The 19,315-nt window shown below is 61.5% G+C and carries 21 protein-coding genes and 2 tRNA genes; 20 read left to right on the top strand and 3 right to left on the bottom strand.

Translation table 11 applies throughout. The annotated features are described in order from the left end of the window. Positions 1 to 26 precede the first annotated feature (26 nt). Positions 27 to 917 (bottom strand): DNA N-6-adenine-methyltransferase, encoded by an 891-nt coding sequence (locus HH800_RS06920; RefSeq protein ID WP_169860617.1) that lies wholly within the window; start codon positions 915 to 917, stop codon positions 27 to 29. 359 nt (positions 918 to 1,276) lie between these two features. On the opposite strand from HH800_RS06920, the gene HH800_RS06915 reads away from it, so the two are divergent. From HH800_RS06915 to HH800_RS06855, 13 genes are all read left to right on the top strand, one after another. After that, the gene (locus HH800_RS06915) at positions 1,277 to 1,465 is read left to right on the top strand and encodes a hypothetical protein (RefSeq protein WP_169860616.1); all 189 of its coding nucleotides are present in this window, start codon (positions 1,277 to 1,279) and stop codon (positions 1,463 to 1,465) included. Between the two features lie 596 nt (positions 1,466 to 2,061). Then, positions 2,062 to 3,114 carry a bifunctional DNA primase/polymerase gene (locus HH800_RS06910; protein ID WP_169860615.1) on the top strand — a complete coding sequence of 351 codons (1,053 nt, stop codon included), beginning with the start codon at positions 2,062 to 2,064 and terminating at the stop codon, positions 3,112 to 3,114. After that, the gene (locus tag HH800_RS06905) at positions 3,111 to 4,688 is read left to right on the top strand and encodes a primase-helicase family protein (RefSeq protein WP_169860614.1); all 1,578 of its coding nucleotides are present in this window, start codon (positions 3,111 to 3,113) and stop codon (positions 4,686 to 4,688) included. Before HH800_RS06910 ends, HH800_RS06905 begins: the two co-directional genes overlap by 4 nt. Positions 4,689 to 4,781: 93 nt before the next feature. Next, complete coding sequence (locus tag HH800_RS06900) at positions 4,782 to 5,204, top strand: hypothetical protein (RefSeq protein WP_169860613.1); 423 nt, start codon at positions 4,782 to 4,784, stop codon at positions 5,202 to 5,204. A 227-nt stretch (positions 5,205 to 5,431) separates the two neighbouring features. Further along, entirely contained in the window at positions 5,432 to 5,578 is a 147-nt protein-coding gene (locus tag HH800_RS06895) for a hypothetical protein (RefSeq protein ID WP_169860612.1), read from the top strand. An 80-nt stretch (positions 5,579 to 5,658) separates the two neighbouring features. Beyond that, positions 5,659 to 5,961, top strand: coding sequence for a hypothetical protein (locus tag HH800_RS06890; protein WP_169860611.1), 303 nt, complete (start codon positions 5,659 to 5,661; stop codon positions 5,959 to 5,961). Continuing rightward, positions 5,958 to 6,635 (top strand): hypothetical protein, encoded by a 678-nt coding sequence (locus tag HH800_RS06885; RefSeq protein ID WP_169860610.1) that lies wholly within the window; start codon positions 5,958 to 5,960, stop codon positions 6,633 to 6,635. The genes HH800_RS06890 and HH800_RS06885 overlap by 4 nt, the downstream gene beginning before the upstream one ends. Then, positions 6,632 to 7,102, top strand: a complete 471-nt coding sequence (locus HH800_RS06880) for a hypothetical protein (protein WP_169860609.1) — start codon at positions 6,632 to 6,634, stop codon at positions 7,100 to 7,102. The genes HH800_RS06885 and HH800_RS06880 overlap by 4 nt, the downstream gene beginning before the upstream one ends. A gap of 32 nt (positions 7,103 to 7,134) precedes the next feature. Continuing rightward, positions 7,135 to 7,503: a hypothetical protein gene (locus tag HH800_RS06875; RefSeq protein ID WP_169860608.1), complete on the top strand. Its 369-nt coding sequence runs from the start codon at positions 7,135 to 7,137 to the stop codon at positions 7,501 to 7,503. Next, a complete protein-coding gene (locus HH800_RS06870; protein ID WP_169860607.1) occupies positions 7,500 to 7,727 on the top strand; it encodes a hypothetical protein in 228 nt (75 codons plus the stop codon). Before HH800_RS06875 ends, HH800_RS06870 begins: the two co-directional genes overlap by 4 nt. A gap of 369 nt (positions 7,728 to 8,096) precedes the next feature. Further along, positions 8,097 to 8,501 carry a hypothetical protein gene (locus HH800_RS06865; RefSeq protein WP_169860606.1) on the top strand — a complete coding sequence of 135 codons (405 nt, stop codon included), beginning with the start codon at positions 8,097 to 8,099 and terminating at the stop codon, positions 8,499 to 8,501. Further along, positions 8,498 to 8,905, top strand: a complete 408-nt coding sequence (locus HH800_RS06860; RefSeq protein ID WP_169860605.1) for a hypothetical protein — start codon at positions 8,498 to 8,500, stop codon at positions 8,903 to 8,905. Before HH800_RS06865 ends, HH800_RS06860 begins: the two co-directional genes overlap by 4 nt. Before the next feature lie 108 nt (positions 8,906 to 9,013). Then, positions 9,014 to 9,532 carry a hypothetical protein gene (locus HH800_RS06855; RefSeq protein ID WP_169860604.1) on the top strand — a complete coding sequence of 173 codons (519 nt, stop codon included), beginning with the start codon at positions 9,014 to 9,016 and terminating at the stop codon, positions 9,530 to 9,532. 44 nt (positions 9,533 to 9,576) lie between these two features. Here the strand turns inward: HH800_RS06855 and HH800_RS06850 are convergent, their stop codons facing one another. Together HH800_RS06850 and mutL are read right to left on the bottom strand one after the other, a co-directional pair. Beyond that, positions 9,577 to 11,280 (bottom strand): recombinase family protein, encoded by a 1,704-nt coding sequence (locus tag HH800_RS06850; RefSeq protein ID WP_169860603.1) that lies wholly within the window; start codon positions 11,278 to 11,280, stop codon positions 9,577 to 9,579. Between the two features lie 11 nt (positions 11,281 to 11,291). Then, a complete protein-coding gene (gene mutL, locus HH800_RS06845) occupies positions 11,292 to 13,106 on the bottom strand; it encodes a DNA mismatch repair endonuclease MutL (RefSeq protein ID WP_169860602.1) in 1,815 nt (604 codons plus the stop codon). Positions 13,107 to 13,240: 134 nt separating this feature from the next. Between mutL and HH800_RS06840 the strand changes: the two genes are divergently transcribed. The 7 genes from HH800_RS06840 to HH800_RS06810 all read left to right on the top strand — a co-directional run bounded on the left by HH800_RS06840 (position 13,241) and on the right by HH800_RS06810 (position 19,289). Beyond that, the gene (locus HH800_RS06840; RefSeq protein ID WP_169860601.1) at positions 13,241 to 14,287 is read left to right on the top strand and encodes a rod shape-determining protein; all 1,047 of its coding nucleotides are present in this window, start codon (positions 13,241 to 13,243) and stop codon (positions 14,285 to 14,287) included. A 17-nt stretch (positions 14,288 to 14,304) separates the two neighbouring features. Beyond that, the gene (mreC, locus tag HH800_RS06835) at positions 14,305 to 15,225 is read left to right on the top strand and encodes a rod shape-determining protein MreC (RefSeq protein ID WP_004212358.1); all 921 of its coding nucleotides are present in this window, start codon (positions 14,305 to 14,307) and stop codon (positions 15,223 to 15,225) included. After that, positions 15,222 to 15,749 carry a rod shape-determining protein MreD gene (mreD, locus tag HH800_RS06830; protein WP_169860600.1) on the top strand — a complete coding sequence of 176 codons (528 nt, stop codon included), beginning with the start codon at positions 15,222 to 15,224 and terminating at the stop codon, positions 15,747 to 15,749. Before mreC ends, mreD begins: the two co-directional genes overlap by 4 nt. Further along, a complete protein-coding gene (gene mrdA, locus HH800_RS06825) occupies positions 15,746 to 17,845 on the top strand; it encodes a penicillin-binding protein 2 (protein WP_169860599.1) in 2,100 nt (699 codons plus the stop codon). The genes mreD and mrdA overlap by 4 nt, the downstream gene beginning before the upstream one ends. Further along, positions 17,845 to 18,957 carry a rod shape-determining protein RodA gene (gene rodA, locus HH800_RS06820; protein WP_017499258.1) on the top strand — a complete coding sequence of 371 codons (1,113 nt, stop codon included), beginning with the start codon at positions 17,845 to 17,847 and terminating at the stop codon, positions 18,955 to 18,957. The genes mrdA and rodA overlap by 1 nt, the downstream gene beginning before the upstream one ends. Before the next feature lie 121 nt (positions 18,958 to 19,078). Continuing rightward, positions 19,079 to 19,154: transfer RNA gene (locus tag HH800_RS06815), tRNA-Lys, on the top strand. A 59-nt stretch (positions 19,155 to 19,213) separates the two neighbouring features. Beyond that, a tRNA-Lys gene (locus HH800_RS06810) sits at positions 19,214 to 19,289 on the top strand. The last annotated feature ends 26 nt before the right edge of the window (positions 19,290 to 19,315 follow it).

Here is a 19,315-nt window from a genome sequence, read left to right as displayed (position 1 = left end):
GCGGTTGAAGATCGAGGCCATTTTCATCAGGCGGCCTCTTTCGTCCTGGTCAGCCACTGCCCCTCGACCAATTCAGCCAGACGTTCGATCTGACCAGGCCGAGCACCAAAGACCACCAGCATCAGCGGGAAAGGCGCACCAGGTAAAGGCCCCTCCTTTGTCAGAAAGCGAATGCGACCACGGATCAACAGGATGTCGCTGACCTTGGTCAACCGGTCATGAAAATAGGCACTCTCGGACCGAGCAGGGACCAGGCAGACGATCGTCTTCGCCCTGCCCGCCAACCATTCTTCCTCTGCCTTCCGCAACCATTTGAGCATCGCGCTGAAGGGTGGGTTCATCCACACCAGGGCCGCACACCATGGCTCTGCCAGGCCATCGCCGCCTTCCTGAAGACAGATGCGCCGGTCGGTGATCACGGGACTGTCAGGGTGACCGCAGGGGTCGAGATCGATCGATCCGAAGGCGTCATAGATATGAGCCATTAGCGATGGTGGCGTGAACCGCGCATCCTTGTCCTGGGCCTGCGCGATGTTCCAGTGGATACGTTCAGGCTCCCGCGCGCGGGCGTTCTGGCCGATGACGGACCAATACTTCATCAGCGCCGCCACGGACGCTTCGCCCCGCTCGATCGACGCCAGGGTCGTCCGAGAGATCGCCGCGCGTTCGGCGGCCTGCACCATCGTCCAGCCCAAATTCTTACGTCGAGCGATAAGCTGCTCGACGAAGGATCGTCCGGCCGCCAGGCCAGCTACACGATACTGCAATGCATCCATGACGCGGATCAGGAGCGGCATCGTCCCGACACCGTTTTCTAACCTGGCAATGGCCTTCACGCTGGTGTTCAAACCTTCAGCCAGGTCGCGCTGTGTCAGCCCCTTCGACCGGCGCGCTTTCTTGATCTCTTCCAACAACATGGCGCGCGCCAATGGCCAATCGAAGGAGGTATATCAACCCGATTTCGAGCGTGATCAGATTATGGGGTGTTGGGAGGACATTTTCTGGACAATGACGCTCCAGGCGAGCGATTGATCAGAATGTGGGCAGTCAGGAGGACACATTCTGATCATCGACGGGGGTGACTGGGCGTTGTCCAGAATATGGGGTGCCAGGCGGACACATTCTGATCATTCGGGAAAATGGCACCGGGATCATCTACCGGCGCCCGCTGTCCAGGCATCGTATCACCCCACCCTTGAAATCGACGATATTAAAGATTTATGGATTTTCAATAGGTTGCGACCTATCTGGGCGATCCACTATCAAGAGGACCAACATGACCGACACTGAACTGACCAAGATTTTCGACGCGATCCAGAAGAATGGCCAGCCACTCGAACTGGACGACGTAAGCTGGGGTGGCGAGAAATATTCCGACATCCACACTATCGCCCGCCAGGACGGGGCAGTCTGGGCGCGCAAGGTTGCCAATGGCACGCCCGGCAAGTGGACCCTGCTGGCCTAATTTGCGCCTCCAGGGGGCCGACATAGACGCCCCTGGGCAAGAGTTAGCCCTTCGGGCAAGAGTTGGGCAAGAGTTTGAACCAACTCTTGCCCGAATAATCCCTTGATTTTATTATGTTTTTTACCATTTGGGCAAGAGTTTAAGAGTTTTTATAAAATGGTATATAGAAATAATAAAATATTTTGAAGAAAAAGAGATATTTCCACTTATAGCTTTTCTGCAAAACTCTTAAACTCTTGCCCAAGAGGGGTCTTCTGTAGCTGTAAACCGCAGAAATCCGCCATTTTTTAAGGGCAAAAGTCGGGCAAGAGTTTAAACCAACTCTTGCCCAAACCATGATTTCTTGCCCGATTGAGCAGAACTCTTGCCCGAACCAGGCGGAACTTTTGCCCGATCATGGAAATTGTCGAATTTTGAGATTAAATATCGACATAATAAATCGATCGTTGGTATAAATAAGAATGTCCCGTGTCGCAGCGTGGCGTCAACATTTTCGCCATGTCGTTACACGGATACTCCGCCGACGATAAAGAATATTTGACCGTCCAGAGACTGCGACCTCTGGACGGTCATTCTTTATCTGGAGTATCTCGACTATGAACATGAATACCGTGGCGGTGCGGCCCACCGTCTCTTCTAACGACGATCTGTTCGCTTCACTGCACAATCGCGAGGCCATGCTGGACGCTGGCTTCTCCATCCTCCCCCTGGCAGACACCCGCAAAAACCCTGCCGGAAAGTGGATGCACTGGCAGAACCGCCGCCCCACTATGGACGATGTCATCGAGTGGATGGCTGGCGATGACTGCCCGCTTTCCGTCTTCAACACCGGTATCGTGACCGGCGCCATTTCCGGGATTGTCGTCCTCGACCTGGACAACCCGCGCGCGATCCGTTTCGCCGAGAGGATGGGCCTCCCCCGCACTCCGCTGGCCTCGACCCCGCGCGGTCGCCACGTCTTCTTCCGCCACCCTGGTCAGCACACCCCCAACGCCGTCGATATCTTCTCGAACCGCCGCGAAGCTCGTCGCTTCGCCCCTGAAGGGTTCGACCTCCGTGGCGATGGCGGTTTCGTCGTCGGCGCTGGCAGCTACTATATCCCTACGCAAGATGAACTCGATGACGGCAAGGTCGAAGGACCGTATCAGTGGATCGTCCGCCCTGAAGATGCGCCGCTCGCCGACCTCCCCGCCTGGGTGCTGGCGGTCTATAACTACCGCCATGTCGATCCGGACGCACCGATCATGAAGCCGATGATCGCCGCGAAGCCGAAGGAAAACCTTTCCCCTGCCGACGAGAAGCGCAACGCAGCCTACGTCGCTGCGATCGTGAAGCGCGTGGAAGACGAGATCATCTTCGCCCTGGATGGCACTCAGAACGACACGATCCTGACGTGCGCGAAGTCGCTGGGCCGCCTGGTAGGCGGCGACCTTATGACCCGCTGGGAAGCAGAAGCCATCCTGGACGCCGCCGCGTCGATCGGCGGTCATCCGCGTCACCGTGCCAAGCCGACCATCAAGAATGGCCTCGACTATGGCCTGCGTGATCCTCTCTATGGCCCTCCCGACGATCCGGATAAGCCGGTGAAGCGCCGCATCAACCTTGCCGCAGCCATGAAGGCCGCCAAGAAGGGAGGCGCGCGCAAGTGAGCAACATTACCCCCATCACCGCCGCACAGACCGGCCAGTCGGAAGCCGACCGCCTCCAGGCCAGCCTCGATCTCATCAACGCGAAGATTGCCGACCTCGCGGCTGACGTTTCTTCTGAAGCGCTCGACATGGAAAAGGTGCTGCTCGCCCGCGCCGAGCATGTCCGCAAAGCATTGAAGGACGCCCGCCGCCGCGAACGAGATGACATCGATGATATCGACGCCGATGATGCCAATGCCGCGATCGAAGAGGTAAAGGCCCAGATGCGCGCTTGGATTCAGGAGTATGACGCCCACTTCGTCGCTGCCCAAAATCATTACGCCCTTTTCAACGCTCGGACGCAGACTTGGGAGCATATCACCCCTGCCGCCCTGCCCGCCTACTTTCCGCTCTTGAAGGAGCGTCATGCACCGACCCTCTTCGCCGAGGTCATGCAGGAGGACGGCCGGAATTTCCTCTCGGAAACCTATAGCTTCCGGAAGGTCGATCCCACCGTGCTGAACAAGCTCCGGTTCCAGTTCCTCCAGCCGCAATCGGGCCAGCACCACTGGATTTTCGACACGCTGATCCGCAGTCTGTGCGGCGGAAAACAGGAAAACATCGCCCACCTGGAGCGCCTGATCCTCGCCAAGTATCATCGGCCGGAACAGACCAACCTCCCCGCCGTGGTTTTCATGGATCGTGAAGGGGGAACGGGAAAAGGCCTGCTCGGTATGGTGCTGGCGAAGGTTTTCGGCGACGGCCTGGTGCGCGCCAACGTGCCGATGAGCGAGGTGACGGGCAACTTCACGTCGTTCATCACCGGCAGCGCCGTCGTGATGATCAATGAAGCCCTCGCTGAGAAAACGGATTTCGACAAGCTGAAAGCGATCATCGGGTCGGCCCGGATCGTCAGCAATGCGAAATTCAAGGCGCCGTATGAAGTCGATAACACCCCCCTTTATATCATCAGCGGCAACAGCGGCACGCGCGTGGTCAACATCACCGGCACCGCGCAGGATCGTCGCTGGTCGGTGATCCGGGCGACGCTCGAATTCACGTCATGGCTCGCCCTCGACCTGGAAACCCATATGGGCCTGCGGATGACCGTGAAGGAAGCCGACCTCTGGGCGCGCGATAATCTCGATGCCATCCTTCATGACGCAGATGAAATCGCGAAATGGCTTGGTTCGCTGATCGCCCGCCATGGTCGGGTCAGCACGGTCGCGCCGTTGCGTGGGGAGGATTACCAGCACGTCCTGGCCAACACGCGCCCGCCGCACGAGCGCGTTTTCGCGAAGGTGTTTGGCGAGGATTTCCAGGCGATCAAGAAATCGACCCTCCATGCATTCTACCTTCACGCTGCCACGTCAGAAAACCACATCCGGAAGCTGGGCCGGACTGGCTTCTATGACGAGGCCGCGACGTGGGTTCGTAAAAACCGCCCTGACATCGAAGAGGCGACCGTGAAGGTTGGCGGATCGACCATGGCCGTGTTCCGCGTCCAGGGCCACCAGGGCGGCCCGGATGAAGACCAGTATGTCATCCACGACTTCACCACAAAGCGCCCGACCTGGATGATCGAACTCGACTGATCGGATTGGCGCGCCCATCGCAGGGCGCGCCAATCACTTCACTGAAATAACCACCCTGGCGGCGATACGCCGTCACAAAATCTGAGAAAGGACATGACTGACAAAGCAAAAGCACTTCAGGCCGCACTGCTGGCCGCCCGACAAAAAGCGCACGGCGACATTAACGCCCCCGCTCGACCCAGCCTTCGCATCGAATTATCCGCCAACCGCGCCGACGATGACGAACCTTGGCGCTTGGCGCGGGTCGGCGAGGCATTTGGCATGATGGTCGCCCGTTGGGCCGCCATCCGTGAAATTACGATGCGTGATGCGCGCGAAGAACTGGTCGAACACTTTAGCGAGTGGCGTGACCATAAGGGTCAGTTGCACGTCTATATGCGCAAAGCCGTCCCTGGCTTCATGTCACTGATGATCCGGCAGGCCTGGGAAGGCTGCTGCGAGACGATCATCATCTATCATCGCGGTGAACGTGACACGCCCGGATGTGCCGAACTGCCCCGCGCGAGCGCCTTCTAAGAAAAAACGCTCCAGGGAATGTCGAACCCTGGAGCGTTTAATAGTATGAACACCCTAACTGGGCGCGATGCGAGCAAAATAGAGAAACACAAGCCTCGCGTCCCAACAATATTTATCATATCATCGCCAGGATGATGCGCCTATAAAAAACGCGAAAAATTGGCCCTATTCGGCATATTTTCGAACGATCGGGTAAATAGCTGTGAGAAACACACCTTGGAGCTATTATGTCCGACTATGAGATGCGCATTTTTCTGCGCCGCCACTATCCCGACCTCGACGCCGAGACTTCTCGCGAGCTTCAACGCCTTCGCTGGATCATCCTGGGCGCCGATGAAGCCGCCGCGATCCAGATGGAAGAAGCCTTCCTCTAAAAATATCGCCAGAAATCTCAATCTACAGTAATATCATGATGGGGACGGCCATGATGGCGAACCCCACAAAATGGAGAGCCATGAAAGCCTACGACCTTAATGCACACTACAGTTGCACTACTATTCTGACCGACGAAGACCTTCTCGACTTCCAGGATGGCGCCCGCACCATCGACAGTTTCTTCGGCGCCAATTTGACTTTCCACCTGGAAGACGGTGGCGCGATCGTCCAGCACAACCGCCCTTGGGTAAACGCCCTGATTGGTAGCTGGGATGATCTCCGCGACGCTGAAGACGCCTACGCCCTCGCCGCCGCAGAATATGCGCAGCACCGCGCCGTCCAGGATGTCGCTGATGCTTATGCGGGAGGTGCCGCAGCATGATCACCATGATCGTCCCCGCCGCCATCCTTCGCAAGGATCGCATCATCCAGGCGCACGGCTCCGTCGAACCGTTCGGCTCAGACCATCTGATCTGTCGCTTCGCCAGTAAGGCTGATGCCGATCAGTTTCGCGGATCGTATGTGAATGAGAGCGAATGCAAGGCCAGCACCACCAGCGTTGCTGCTGCCAGCACCGCCAGCGTTGCTGCAACCAGCGCGGCCACCTCTCGCGCCAGCTACAGCGCCGACGCAAGCATCAGCGCCACTGCCACGCGAGCGGGGAGCGCAACCGATGCCGCGCGCCCTGACCTGCGTTCAAGTTCGTGCGGGACCAGCTACGCCACTGCCACCAGCGCCACCAGCCGCAGCGACGACGGCTTCATGGCCCATCTCACCCTCGACGGAGCCCGGCTGACCGGCACGCTGACCGGCGATTTCGTGCTGGGTCAGCGCCGCTTCATGATTGGAGACGAATGGCACGCTCTCCCCGTCGCGGAAAGCTATTCGATCACGATCCCGGCGAGCCACGCGCCCTTCGCGCTGATCCGGACGATCGCGATCCTCGCGAAAGTGAAATTCTCCAGCGGACCCCGCCTGGTCGAGGACGACAAACTGTTCTGCGTGATCCGCGATCCCGAAGAGGTGATCCGCTTTTTGACGCTGGTGTCGGCATGATCCGCGACCTCCTTCTCGCCATCGCTCCCGCCATGATTGAGGAAGTCCACGTTCCGAGCGGCCCTTTCGGATTGGGCAAAAACAAAGAGCGCCGCCTTCCCACCGCAATCCATGACTGGCTGCTCGACAATCCCGAGGGCGTTGAGATCGTCATCCAGGACGGCTGGCCTTACATCAAATTCCGCGATGATGCCGCCGCCGCGCTGTTCTGGTTCCGATGGTCCGATGAAATCACGGCCGGTCGCCGCGCCGCCTGGCAGGAAACCCAGCACTCGATCGACAATGCGGAACTTGAGATCGCCAAAATTGATCGCGATCTGGAAAGAATGCAGGATTGGCCTGACGCAGAACCCGACCCGGCCGAAGCCGCCCGCATCAGGGTGAATCTGCAAGAGATGGAAAACACGCGGTCGGTCTGGATGGCCCGAAAAGCGTCGTGGACGGCTGACCTGGAGCGCTGGTCATGATCTTCGATCTCCGTCTCCCCGTCCCAGCCAGCATGATCGACGAATATGCGATCAACCCATTTCCTGGCCAATTCGCGCTGGCCGAATATCGCCTTCCCGGCCGCATCCATGCTTGGCTGCTGGATCATCTGGACAGCGTCACCTGGGATCGTGACGCGAAACAGCCGACACTGGCGTTTGCCGATGATGCCATTGCCGCGATTTTCTGGCTGAATTTCGCCGACGATGTCTTCAGCGCACGTCGCGTCGATCAAGAAAAGCGTGACTGCGACGCAGCGTATCAACGCCATTTGGCAGCGAATCAACGGCTATTGGCAGAAATCGCCCAACTGAATGATGCGCTCAGGAAGAAAGTCGATGAGAAGCTCGCCGCGCGCCAGGAGGCTGGAGACGAGCCATGACCGTCATCGACCTCCCTCTCTACCGCGCCACGGCCAGGCCCTCCCACACTGGATGGGTCTGGTTCGATCGCAATCCCACCGTCGATTTCCACTCTATGGTCGAATGGCTCCAGGAAAACGTCCTGGGCGGCGGTGAAGCGGAGATCGTGCGATCGGAAAAAGTGGCGCGCTTCAGCTTCCAGGACGATGCGGACGCGGCGCTCTTCCGCTTACGGTGGTGCTGACGATGGATGACGACCACTGCGCTGATTAGCACCGAGAAAAAAAATCGACACGTCCAACGCATTGATAAAATGCGATTTTCTTCCCTCGTATACCTCTTTCGATTTTATGTGTTGACGCTGGAATTGAAAGAGGTATACACACATCGAAGATAGCAAACTTGCGTCTACTTCTTATTTTTGTTGCGCGACCGATTCGGAACAGCTAGATGCGGTTTCGACAGCGCGATTGTGCGCTTCCAGATTTGAGAAAGCGCCCCCGATGATCAGCAGACCTTCCGGCTAGCCAACCGCCCAGCCCCTACCATCTTTAAAAAATGCCTGCGCGCCAGGCCACGGGCGAACTTTGCCCGACAAATTTGAAGGACCATCATGACTTTTAATGTTTCCGATCGTAGCGCCGCCATCCTCGATCTTGTTTCACCCGCCGAATGGCCCTGGAATGAAAGCGGCTCCGGCACCTTCACCCTGAATGGCGTAAAGATCGAATGGGATCAGACCGCCACCAACACTCTCGACCCGGATGATTTCACCGACGATGAAGACCCCGCCGAATGGTTCAGGGTTGACTATCTCCGTATCAGCACCGCCACCGGCCCCGACTTCAAGGTCAAGGTGTTCACCGACGAAGGTATGGAGAGGCCTTGTCGCGAGCGCGAGCATCACAACGCGCATTTCATCGGCGGCCCGGTGAACATCGAGTATGACGGCGACTGCGAAGCGGCGCAGAAATGGCTGCTCGAATGCGGCGTCGAAGCCGAGGAAGACGACCAATGAACAACGGCACGCTTTGGCGCGACATCTTGGACGACATCAACCTTCCATACGACGATGGTGCTACAGAGGCTCAGGGCTTTTGCGACTTCGACAAAATTGTCGCGATGGACGACATCTATTGCAGTCACGTCTGGATCGTCACGGAAGATTTTGCAGCTTCTGTTTCGCTTCCGCACGGCAGCGACAAGTTCGAGGGGGACATGGCTCGCGAGTGCGTGTCAGGCGACGAAGCTGCGTATAACAAATGGCTGGTCGGGCGCCCCAATCTTCGCGTCGGCAGAATTTACGACGACGAGGATTTTGACGCTGCTATGGCTATCTTGGACCATGAAGGGCTTGTCGATACCGTTTGGGCGTTTGAAGTTCTTGAAGCAAATCGCGCGGCGATCGCCGACGCAGAATAACCGAACATAAAGGCCGCCTTGGGGTCGCACCCACAATCATCACAACATCGTCGAAATCCACATGCCGGGGCGCGCGGGGCGTTCCGGCCAGCGGGGGAACTATATCTGATGCATACCGATCTCGTGACCTATAACGACGTTCTCGATATCACCGTCCACCTGGGCCAGTTGAAGGCCTTGGTCACCGACAGCGTCATCAATGGCGCGAGGGTCATCGCGACGACCGAATATACGCTGATCCATCATCGCTGTTTCATCATCAGCGCGCACCGAGAAGACGACGGCCTGTCGATTTCTGGCGACATGATGGCTCTCGCCGCCTGGACGATGTTGCTCCCGGACGAAGTGCGCCCCGACCACCTGGTCCCGGACGAATGGGAGGCCGCAATTCCCTTCCCTACCGGCTTCCTGGCACTGCGGCCAACTACCATTACGTCCCGTCATGTCCCGGCGCCGAATTTCCATCATGTCTTCCGTGGAGAGGCCGTTAGCAGCGCGGTAAATTGGTTGCTGGGTGACGACCGCTTTGCGCACGGTCGCGACTACCTTTTGGCCGACGATATGACCTGGATCGGGCTGACCGACGATTGCGCAGACCTGTTGTGGTCGCCGGAAGAAACCGCATGATCGATAAAGCCCCACGATCTGCGCATGATCGTGGGGCTTTATCGTTACTCCGCTTCGAGCTTCATGCGGCCAATCAGCGCCTGCACCTTCGGATCATCAGAATGATCGTCACCAGGCTTCGCAAGGTTGACATCAAAGCTGTAGGCAGGCCGCCGCCCACGGCCCGGATAGATGATCGACACGCGGGCACCGCGCTTATATCGGACGAATACGCGCCTATCTTCCTGGCATTCGATCTTCTCAATCACGGAATTCAACCCGGCTGCGACCTTCAACCGTGCCACCCGGCGCACATCGAGATCGTCATCATAAAGCTGTTCGCGGATTTCATTCAGCCGCGAGAGATGTTCAGCCGCCGACGCCTGCCCCGAAGCCCGATCCTTCTGAACCTGAAGCTCGTCGATTTCCGCCTGGACCGATTTTGCGTTTTTCTCCGCTTCGAGCGCCATCTTCATACCCATCTCGCTCGCATTCTCCGCGAAAGCATTGAACAGCGTTTCAGCGCGGGAAACCGCAGCAGCATGATCCCGGCGTTTGTCTGCAATAAGGACGGTCAGGCGCCCGACCTCGTCCACCCTGGAGAACGAAGCATCGTCCAGGGCGAGATGCAGCGCGCTATCGAGCAACGCCCTTTCGAAGCCCACATAGGCGATCGACGTTCTGTTGGCGCAGTCGCCGCGCCGATTGGCGACACGGCAATATAGATATCCCTGATCCTGCTTGAGCGGCGCAGTCTCCTTGCCGTCGCGAATTACCGTCGCGCCCTTCAAGCGGCTCCGCACATACTCCATCGCACCGCCACACACGCCGCATCGCGTCAACGCGGATGCCAAGTTGGCGACCGCCACTGACCGCCCACCACCCTTCATGATTTTGCGATCGTCGGCGCTGAGATTGACCCGCTCGAAGACATCCGGCGCGATGATGCGCGGGAAGTATCCCCGGATCGGTTCACCAGCGGGCACGGGCTTTCCGTCGCTGTCCTCCATCATCATCTGATAGTCGCCGATGACTGCCAGGTTCGCCATGATACGAGACACCTGCTTCCGCTCCCAACATCGCGGCGTTCGGTTGGCGTAACGCGCCCACGGCTGCACCTTGGCCTCGTTCAAGCGCCGAGAAATCCGGAGTGATCCGTCGCCCTGGTCAGCCCATTCGAAAATCTGCCGGACCACCTGTGCGCGATCCTCAATCACGACCCATTTCCGGTTCGCATCCAACTGAAGCCAGGCAGGTCCATTCGACGTGGCAACCTTCCCGGACGCTGCATCTGCGCGCCGCCTAGCCCACTTATCCTTGCCGAAATCTGATTTGGTCTGACTTTCCTCGTTCGCCGTTTTGGCTTTGACGAGAAGTTCGATCACCGAGACGAATTCAATCGACTCATTGGCCTTATATATACGGCCGCCATCCCAACACGCGACCGTCACCCCGTTTTTTGTCAGGGCGCGCATGAGATCATATGTCTCGTTATAGTCGAGCCGCGACAGGCGGCTGAGCCTTTCAATTACCAAAATGGCGCCTGCGTGAAGACCATGCCTAGCGGCCACCTCAAAATCACCGAAAGCCGCCCCGGCATCCCGATGCTTTCCCGCAAATGCACTCTTGCCTTCATCAACCAGGATGGTCTCGACATCCCAACCGTTCGCCTCGCACATTTCCAGGCAGCGTTCTTTCTGACGGTCAAGCGAGACACCTTCGCGCTGTTCGAGCGTCGAGAATCGAATGTAGATAATAGCCTTCTGCATATGGTCGCCCTTTAGTGGCGGCCAAACAGCTTGGCCACCGCACTTAGGTCGAGCTTCACCCAGGTGGGCCGGCCATGGTTGCATTGGCCCGATCGCGGGGTCACTTCCATTTCGCGCAGCAGGGCGTTCATTTCCGCGACGCTCAGGATACGGCCAGCACGGACCGAGCCGTGGCAGGCCATGGTCGCGGCGACCAGATCGAGCCGCTCCTTGAGTGAGAGCGCGCTGTCATAGGCGGCAAGATCATCGGCAAGGTCGGAGACCAGCCCCTGCACATCGCCCTGCCCCAGCATCGCCGGGGTTGCCCGCACCAGCATGGCCGAGGGACCGAAGCGCTCCAGTTCCAGGCCGAATTCCTTGAGTTCGGCGACCCGCGCCTCCAGTCGGTCGCAGGCTGGCTCGTCCAGTTCCACCACCTCGGGCAGCAGCAGTGCCTGGGACGCGACGCCTTGCCCCTCCATCGCGCGGCGCATCCGTTCCAGGGTCAGCCGCTCGTGCGCGGCATGCTGGTCGACGATGACCAGACCATCCTCGGCCTCGGCGACGATATAGGTGCGGGTGACCTGACCGCGCGCGACGCCCAGCGGGAAGCTGTGCCCTTCGGGTGCGGGCGCGGCGGCGGGTTCCGCGCGCGCCTGGGGCGGCGGGGTTAGGAAATTCGGCCGCCGATCCCCTACCCCCTGATAGCCGGCGGGCGAGGATGGCGCGAACTGGCTGTAGCTCGGCGGCGCATAGGGCGTGGCCGCTGCCTCAAAGATCGGCATGGCGCCGATCGGCGTGGGCGACAGCGGCTCGGGCCTCCAGGCGTTGAGCGCGGCGGGATCGGCATGCTGGACCGCGCGAAAGCCCTCTGCGTCAAGGGCGCGGCGCAGGCCCGAGACGATCATGCCGCGAATCAGCGCCGGGTCGCGGAAACGCACCTCGGTCTTGGCGGGGTGGACATTGACGTCCACCTCCAGCGGCGGGACGTCGAGGAACAGGGCGACCACCGGATGGCGATCGCGCGCCAGCATGTCGGCATAGGCGCCGCGCAGCGCGCCGATCAGCAGCCGGTCGCGGACCGGGCGGCCGTTGACGAACAGATATTGATGATCGCCCACGCCGCGATTGTAGGTCGGCAGCGAGGCAACGCCGGAGAGTTGCACCCCGTCCCGCTCCAGGCTGACGATCACATGATTGTCGGCCAGTTGCCGGTCGGTGAGCGCGGCGACCCGCTCCTCCCGCGCCTCGCCCGCCTGCACGCCCAGCACGCGGCGACCATCATGCTCGACCGAGAAGGCGACCGACGGATGGGCCATGGCCAGGCGACGCATGACGTCGAGGCAGGCGGCATATTCCGACTTGGCCGAGCGCAGGAATTTGCGCCGCGCGGGCACCCTGGCGAAGAGCTGGTCAACGGTGACGCGGGTGCCGGGCGGCAGCGCGGCCGGCCCTTCGGCCACCAGCACGCCATTGTCGACGGTGCGGTTCCAGCCATCGGCGCCGCGCGGCCGGCTGTCGATCGACAGGCGCGCGACCGACGCGATCGAGGGCAGCGCCTCGCCCCGGAACCCCAGCGTCGCGACATTCTCGATCGCGTCGTCAGGCATCTTGGATGTGGCATGGCGCTCCAGCGCCAGGGCCATGTCCTGCGAATCCATGCCGCAGCCGTCATCGCTGACCTCGATCCGGTCGAGCCCGCCGCTCGACAGGCGCACGGCGATGCGCGTCGCGCCGGCATCCAGCGCGTTTTCGACGATTTCCTTGAGCGCGCTGGCGGGTCTTTCGACCACTTCGCCTGCGGCAATGCGATTGACCAGATGTTCGGGCAGACGGCGTATTGACATTGATTAGTGACTAGCCCAAGCGAGCGCTTTCCGCGAGCCGCGACCCCAAAAATATTCCAGCATAGATTTGGGCGGGACGGAGCGCGGACACGAACACTGCCGTCCCGGCGCAACCGGGCGAAACAGGATGAAGCATGTCGATCTTCTCGCGCCTCTTCAAATTTTCCTCCCAGGACATGGCCATCGACCTGGGCACCGCCAACACCGTGGTCTATGTCCGTGGCCGCGGCATCGTCCTCAATGAACCTTCCGTGGTCGCGGTCGAGACGCTGAACGGCGTCAAGCGCGTCAAGGCTGTCGGCGACGATGCCAAGCTGATGATGGGCAAGACCCCGGATTCGATCGAGGCGATCCGCCCGCTGCGCGACGGCGTCATCGCCGACATCGACGTGGCCGAGCAGATGATCAAGCATTTCATCAACAAGGTGCATGGCGGCAAGCACAGCCCCTGGCGCGCACCCGAGATCGTGATCTGCGTGCCATCGGGTTCGACCAGCGTCGAGCGCCGCGCCATCCGCGACGCCGCCAGCAATGCCGGTGCCAGCCAGGTGTTCCTGATCGAGGAACCGATGGCCGCCGCGATCGGCGCCGACATGCCGGTGACCGAACCGATCGGCTCGATGGTTGTCGATATCGGCGGCGGCACCACCGAAGTCGCCGTGCTGTCGCTGCGCGGCCTCGCCTACACCACCTCGGTCCGCGTCGGCGGCGACAAGATGGACGAGGCGATCGTCAGCTTCGTGCGTCGCCACCATAATCTGCTGATCGGCGAAGCCACCGCAGAACGCATCAAGAAGCAGTTCGGCGTCGCCCAGCCGCCCGAAGACGGCGTCGGCGAGACGATCCACATCAAGGGTCGCGACCTCGTCAACGGCGTGCCCAAGGAAATCAGCATCAACCAGGGCCAGATCGCCGACGCACTGGCCGAGCCGATCAGCACGATCGTCGAAGGCGTCCGCATCGCCCTGGAAAACACCGCGCCCGAACTGGCGGCCGACATTGTCGATCAGGGCATCGTCCTGACCGGTGGCGGCGCGCTGCTCAACGGCTTGGACGATGAACTGCGCGACGAGACCGGCCTGCCGGTCACCATCGCGGAAGATCCGCTGACCTGCGTCGCGATCGGCACCGGCCGCGCGATGGAGGATCCGATCTTCCGGGGCGTGTTGCAGACTGCCTGATCCGGGGGACATAGACGATGGCGCGGCCACCCAGCCGACGCCCCGGTCATAACCGGAAGGCGCAATATAGCCTCTTCGCCAGCTATGTGGTGGCAATGGCCGGGGCAGCGATCGCGCTGCTGCTGATCGTTGTCGCCATCTTCGATCCGACCGGCTTTGCCGCGATCCGGACAGGGACGGCGGAAATCACCCGCCCCCTGTCCACCGGCATGAAGCGGACGGTGAGCGGCGTCAGCTCGATCGACGAGGTTCTGGCCGCCTATTGGCGCGCCGGTTCCCAGAATGTCGGCCTGCGCCGTCAGGTCGAGGCCGATCGCAACCGGATCATCGAGGCAAAGGGCATCGCGCAGGAAAATGCGCGGCTCAAGAAGCTGTTGAAGCTGGTCGATGTCGACAGCAGCGCGCTGCTGTCGGCGCGCCTCATCAGTTCGTCCGCCAGCAGCGCGCGTCGCTTCGCCCGGCTCAACGCCGGCAGCTGGCAGGGCGTGCGTCCGGGCATGCCGGTCCGCGCAGCCGAGGGGCTGATCGGCCGCGTCCATACCACCACGCCCAACACCGCCGAAGTGCTGCTGCTGACCGACACGAGCAATATCGTGCCGGTGCGCCGCGCCAACGACAATGTCCCGGCCATTTCCACCGGCGGCGGCGACGGATCGCTGGAGATCCGCGCACTGGCGGCCGGTCGCAATCCGTTCAAGCCGGGCGATCTGCTGGTGACGTCGGGCATTGGCGGCATCTTCCAGCCCAATATCCCGGTCGCGGTGGTCGTCCGCGTCCAGGGCGAGATCGCCTATGGCGTGCCGCTCGCCAACCCGACCAAGGTCGATGCCGTGGTGGTCGAGCGCGCCTTCGAGCAGATCGTGACCCGCCCCGATCCGGGCGTGGCCGCGACCAGCGACCCCAATGGCCTGGCCGCCGGGAACGCCGCGACGCCATGATCGATCGCAATCTGCCGCCGGTTCCCCGCCTGGGCCGCCATCCGTCGCGCTGGCGCCTGGCGGGAACGCCGGTGGTGACCGTGATGCTGGGGTCGATGATGACGATCCTGCCCGTCATCGCCCAGTCGCCGGCGATGCCGCCCTTCGGCCTGCTGATCCTGCTGGCCTGGCGACTGCTGCGCCCGGAATTGTGGCGCGCCTGGGTCGGCCTGCCGCTCGGCCTGTTCGACGACATGATGAGCGGCCAGCCGATCGGCTCGGCGATGTTCCTGTGGACCGTGATGCTGATCGGCATCGACGCGATCGAGCATCGGCTCGTCTGGCGCAGCTATCGTCAGGACTGGTTAATCGCGACCATGGCGATTATCTTCTGCCTGGCCGGCGGCGTCTTCTTCGCGCGGATTACCGGCGGAGGTCCTGTGAAACTGTTGCTGGTCGCGCCCCAAATGCTCTGGACGATATTGCTCTTTCCCTTCGTCGTCCGGCAATGCGCCCGGATCGACCGCTGGCGCGTGATGGCATGAAATTCCCGACGCCCAAGCGCAAGATCGTCACCGAAGCCACCCAGAGTTTCACCTTCAGCCGCCGGGCCATGGTGGTCGGCGGGCTGCAGGGCGCAATCGGCGCATTGCTGGTCGGCCGCATGGGCTGGATCAGCATTGCCGAGAACGAGAAATATCAGCTCCTGTCGGAAAGCAATCGCGTCAACCTGACGCTGATCCCGCCCCGGCGCGGCTGGATCGTTGATCGCAACGGCCGTCCGCTGGCCAATAACCGCACCGATTTCCGCGTCGACCTGATCCCGCAGCGGATCGTCGATGCCGAGGCGACGGTGGGCCATCTGGCGCAACTCCTCTCGCTCCAGCCCGACGATGTCGAGCGGATCAAGGAGGAACTGGACAAGTCGGCCGGCTTCCGCCCGGTCCAGGTCGCCGACAAGCTGACCTATGACCAGTTCGCCGCCGTTTCCGTCCGCCTGACCGACCTGCCCGGCGTCGCGCCGAGCCAGGGCTTTTCGCGCCATTATCCGGCCGGTGCCACGGTCGGCCATCTGCTCGGCTATGTCGGCGCGGCGACCGCGGAAGACTATAAGAAGCGCAAGGATCCACTGCTCATCACGCCGGGCTTCAAGGTCGGCAAGGACGGGCTGGAGCGCGCCTATGACGAGCATCTGACCGGCAAGCCCGGCGCCAAGCGGGTGGAAGTCACTGCGCGTGGCAAGATCGTGCGCGAACTGACCACCCGCCCCGATACGCCGGGCAACCCGATCAAGCTGACGATCGACGCGGGCCTGCAGGAATATGCCGGCCGGCGCCTCGCCACCCAGAGCGGCGCGGTTGTGGTGATCGACTGCCATAATGGCGATGTGCTGGCCTGCGCATCTATGCCCAGCTTCGACCCCAACAGCTTTTCCGACGGCATCAGCCATCTGGAATGGGAAATGCTGTCGAAGGACGACCATGTCCCGCTGCGCAACAAGGTGCTACAGGGCCTCTATCCGCCCGGATCGACGGTCAAGCCGATGGTGGCGCTGGCGCTGCTGGAGGCGGGCGTGTCGCCAGCCGAAACGGTCAGTTGCGGCGGCGCAATCCGCGTCGGCAACACATTGTTCCACTGCCACAAGAAGCGCGGCCATGGCCCGCTCAACATGCGCGGCGCGATCGCCCAGAGCTGCGACATCTATTTCTACCAGATGGCCCAGCGGATCGGCATGGACCGCATCGCCAGCATGGCCCGGCGCGTCGGCATGGGCCAGCGTTTCGACCTGCCCTTCCCCAGCCAGAGCTATGGCACGGTCCCAGACCCGGCGTGGAAGCTCAAGAAATATAACCAGAAATGGCAGGTGTACGACACCGTCAACGCGACCATCGGCCAGGGCTATATGCTGATCAATCCGCTACAGATGGCGGTGATGGCAGCGCGGCTGGCGACCGGACGGCAGTTGATGCCCAATTTCCTGCATGGCGCGGCCCGACCCGAGCCGGCACTGGTCGGCGTGCCCGAGGAGCATCTGGTGACGATCCGCGACGCGATGAGCGCGGTGGTCAATGGCGGCGGCACCGGCGGCGCGGCGCGCATGAGCATCCCTAATGTGCTGATCGCCGGCAAGACCGGCACCGCGCAGGTGCGTCGCATCACCATGGCGGAGCGCGCTGGCGGGGTGCGCGGCAATGCCGGCCTGCCTTTCAAGCTGCGCGACCATGCCCTGTTCCAGGGCTTCGCGCCGTTCGACAATCCTCGCTATGCCATCGCCTGCATCATCGAACATGGCGGCCACACCATCCGCAACGAGGATGCGCCGATGATCGCCAGCGACACCATGTCCTATCTGTTCGATCCGCAAAAGGCGATGGAGAAGCTGGTCACGCTGGAAAAGGGCTGGGGCGGCACCCCGGCCGAACGCCAGGCCCGGCAGATGGCCGCGTTCCGCCTGGCCAAGGCGATCGAGAAGGGACAGGCGCCGCCGCCGGCCGCCGCCGCCAATGGCAGCGAGGCCGCCAATGCGACCGCGCCAACCGCCAGCACGCCCGCCGCCAGCCCGCCACCACCGGCCCCGTCATCGGCTGAGCCCGATGATGGCGACGACCTGCCCGCGCCCCCCGGCCCTGGAAACCCGTAATGAGCATCATACCCCAGTCCGTCACCGAATTTCCCTGGCGCGTGCTGGGCCTGCTTGCCGCCATCGCCCTGTTCGGCACGCTGGTGCTCTACAGCGCCGCAGGCGGCAGCATCACCCCCTGGGCAATCAACCAGGGGGTGCGCTTCGTCATCTTCGCCGTCATGGCGCTGGTGCTGAGCCGCATACCGCTGGAGCTGTTCGCCCGCTTTGCCTTCCCCGCCTATGGCGCGGTGCTGGTGTCGCTGGTGCTGGTGGAACTGATCGGCGGCGTCGCCGGCGGCAGCCAGCGCTGGATCAACCTGGGCTTCATGCAGTTGCAGCCGTCGGAATTCATGAAGCCGATCATCGTGCTGGCGGTCGCCCGCTTCTATGCGATGCTGCCAGTGGGGGAAATCCGCCGCTGGAACGCCATCTGGCCCGCGCTGGTGCTAATCGGCGTTCCCTGGGCGCTGGTGCTGGTACAGCCGGATCTGGGCACTGCCACGATGATCCTGGCGGGCGGCATCACCGTCATGTTCCTGGCCGGCCTGCCGCTGCGCCTGTTCATCGGTTCCGGCCTCACCGTCGCCGCGATCATCCCGATCGCCTTCAGCTTCCTGCACGACTATCAGAAGAAGCGCGTCCTGATCTTCATGGACCCGGAAAGCGATCCGCTGGGCGCAGGCTATCATATCAGCCAGTCGAAGATCGCGATCGGCTCCGGCGGCATCTGGGGCAAGGGCTTCCTCCAGGGCACGCAGAGCCATCTCCAATATCTGCCCGAAGGCCATACCGACTTCGTCTTCGCCACCATGGCGGAAGAATGGGGCATGGCCGGCGGCGTGTTCCTGATCGGCGCCTTCATGCTGCTGTTCCGCTGGGGCATCCGCGTGTCGCTGCGCACGCCCGACAAGTTCGCGCGCCTGGTCGCGGCGGGCCTCACCACCACCATCTTCTTCTACATGGCGATCAACCTGATGATGGTCATGGGCCTTGCCCCTGTGGTCGGCATCCCCCTGCCCTTCATGTCCTATGGCGGTTCGTCGATGCTGACGGTCATGCTGTGCGTGGGCATCATCATGTCGATCGACCGCTCGACCAAGCGCACCACGCGCATCGGCAACTGGGCCTGAGCGGGCCTCTCGCGAAAAAATTGTGCGATAACGCAATTTACTGTTTGCAGAATCAAATGTGCCTGCTAACAGCCCGCCCACACCGAAGCGATCAGCCACCAAGACTGACCGGCAACGGGATGGACGCATAGCTCAGTTGGTAGAGCAGCTGACTCTTAATCAGCGGGTCCTTGGTTCGAGCCCAAGTGCGTCCACCAAATCCTGCATCGGCCTGATGCAGGTTCGATCCCCCAGCGGATCGCTTATAGGCCAGTGTGGACGCATAGCTCAGTTGGTAGAGCAGCTGACTCTTAATCAGCGGGTCCTTGGTTCGAGCCCAAGTGCGTCCACCACCCCTTCCCATCACCAGAGGCGATAG

The sequence above is a fragment of the Sphingobium yanoikuyae genome (assembly GCF_013001025.1).
Classification (GTDB): domain Bacteria; phylum Pseudomonadota; class Alphaproteobacteria; order Sphingomonadales; family Sphingomonadaceae; genus Sphingobium; species Sphingobium yanoikuyae_A.
The sequence above is the reverse complement of the archived record's forward strand: the minus strand, read 5'-3'. Positions and strand labels throughout refer to the sequence as shown.

What these genes read in the sequence shown, in the direction of transcription:
- mreC (WP_004212358.1), top strand. Translation starts at nt 14,305, where the DNA reads ATGGCGCGGCCACCCAGCCGACGCCCCGGTCATAACCGGAAGGCGCAA.
- HH800_RS06870 (WP_169860607.1), top strand. Translation starts at nt 7,500, where the DNA reads ATGACCGTCATCGACCTCCCTCTCTACCGCGCCACGGCCAGGCCCTCC.
- HH800_RS06910 (WP_169860615.1), top strand. Translation starts at nt 2,062, where the DNA reads ATGAACATGAATACCGTGGCGGTGCGGCCCACCGTCTCTTCTAACGAC.
- HH800_RS06840 (WP_169860601.1), top strand. Translation starts at nt 13,241, where the DNA reads ATGTCGATCTTCTCGCGCCTCTTCAAATTTTCCTCCCAGGACATGGCC.
- rodA (WP_017499258.1), top strand. Translation starts at nt 17,845, where the DNA reads ATGAGCATCATACCCCAGTCCGTCACCGAATTTCCCTGGCGCGTGCTG.
- HH800_RS06855 (WP_169860604.1), top strand. Translation starts at nt 9,014, where the DNA reads ATGCATACCGATCTCGTGACCTATAACGACGTTCTCGATATCACCGTC.
- HH800_RS06860 (WP_169860605.1), top strand. Translation starts at nt 8,498, where the DNA reads ATGAACAACGGCACGCTTTGGCGCGACATCTTGGACGACATCAACCTT.
- HH800_RS06880 (WP_169860609.1), top strand. Translation starts at nt 6,632, where the DNA reads ATGATCCGCGACCTCCTTCTCGCCATCGCTCCCGCCATGATTGAGGAA.
- HH800_RS06915 (WP_169860616.1), top strand. Translation starts at nt 1,277, where the DNA reads ATGACCGACACTGAACTGACCAAGATTTTCGACGCGATCCAGAAGAAT.
- HH800_RS06865 (WP_169860606.1), top strand. Translation starts at nt 8,097, where the DNA reads ATGACTTTTAATGTTTCCGATCGTAGCGCCGCCATCCTCGATCTTGTT.
- HH800_RS06875 (WP_169860608.1), top strand. Translation starts at nt 7,135, where the DNA reads ATGATCGACGAATATGCGATCAACCCATTTCCTGGCCAATTCGCGCTG.
- HH800_RS06895 (WP_169860612.1), top strand. Translation starts at nt 5,432, where the DNA reads ATGTCCGACTATGAGATGCGCATTTTTCTGCGCCGCCACTATCCCGAC.
- HH800_RS06890 (WP_169860611.1), top strand. Translation starts at nt 5,659, where the DNA reads ATGAAAGCCTACGACCTTAATGCACACTACAGTTGCACTACTATTCTG.
- HH800_RS06850 (WP_169860603.1), bottom strand. Translation starts at nt 11,280, where the DNA reads ATGCAGAAGGCTATTATCTACATTCGATTCTCGACGCTCGAACAGCGC.
- HH800_RS06900 (WP_169860613.1), top strand. Translation starts at nt 4,782, where the DNA reads ATGACTGACAAAGCAAAAGCACTTCAGGCCGCACTGCTGGCCGCCCGA.
- mreD (WP_169860600.1), top strand. Translation starts at nt 15,222, where the DNA reads ATGATCGATCGCAATCTGCCGCCGGTTCCCCGCCTGGGCCGCCATCCG.
- HH800_RS06920 (WP_169860617.1), bottom strand. Translation starts at nt 917, where the DNA reads ATGTTGTTGGAAGAGATCAAGAAAGCGCGCCGGTCGAAGGGGCTGACA.
- mutL (WP_169860602.1), bottom strand. Translation starts at nt 13,106, where the DNA reads ATGTCAATACGCCGTCTGCCCGAACATCTGGTCAATCGCATTGCCGCA.
- HH800_RS06885 (WP_169860610.1), top strand. Translation starts at nt 5,958, where the DNA reads ATGATCACCATGATCGTCCCCGCCGCCATCCTTCGCAAGGATCGCATC.
- mrdA (WP_169860599.1), top strand. Translation starts at nt 15,746, where the DNA reads ATGAAATTCCCGACGCCCAAGCGCAAGATCGTCACCGAAGCCACCCAG.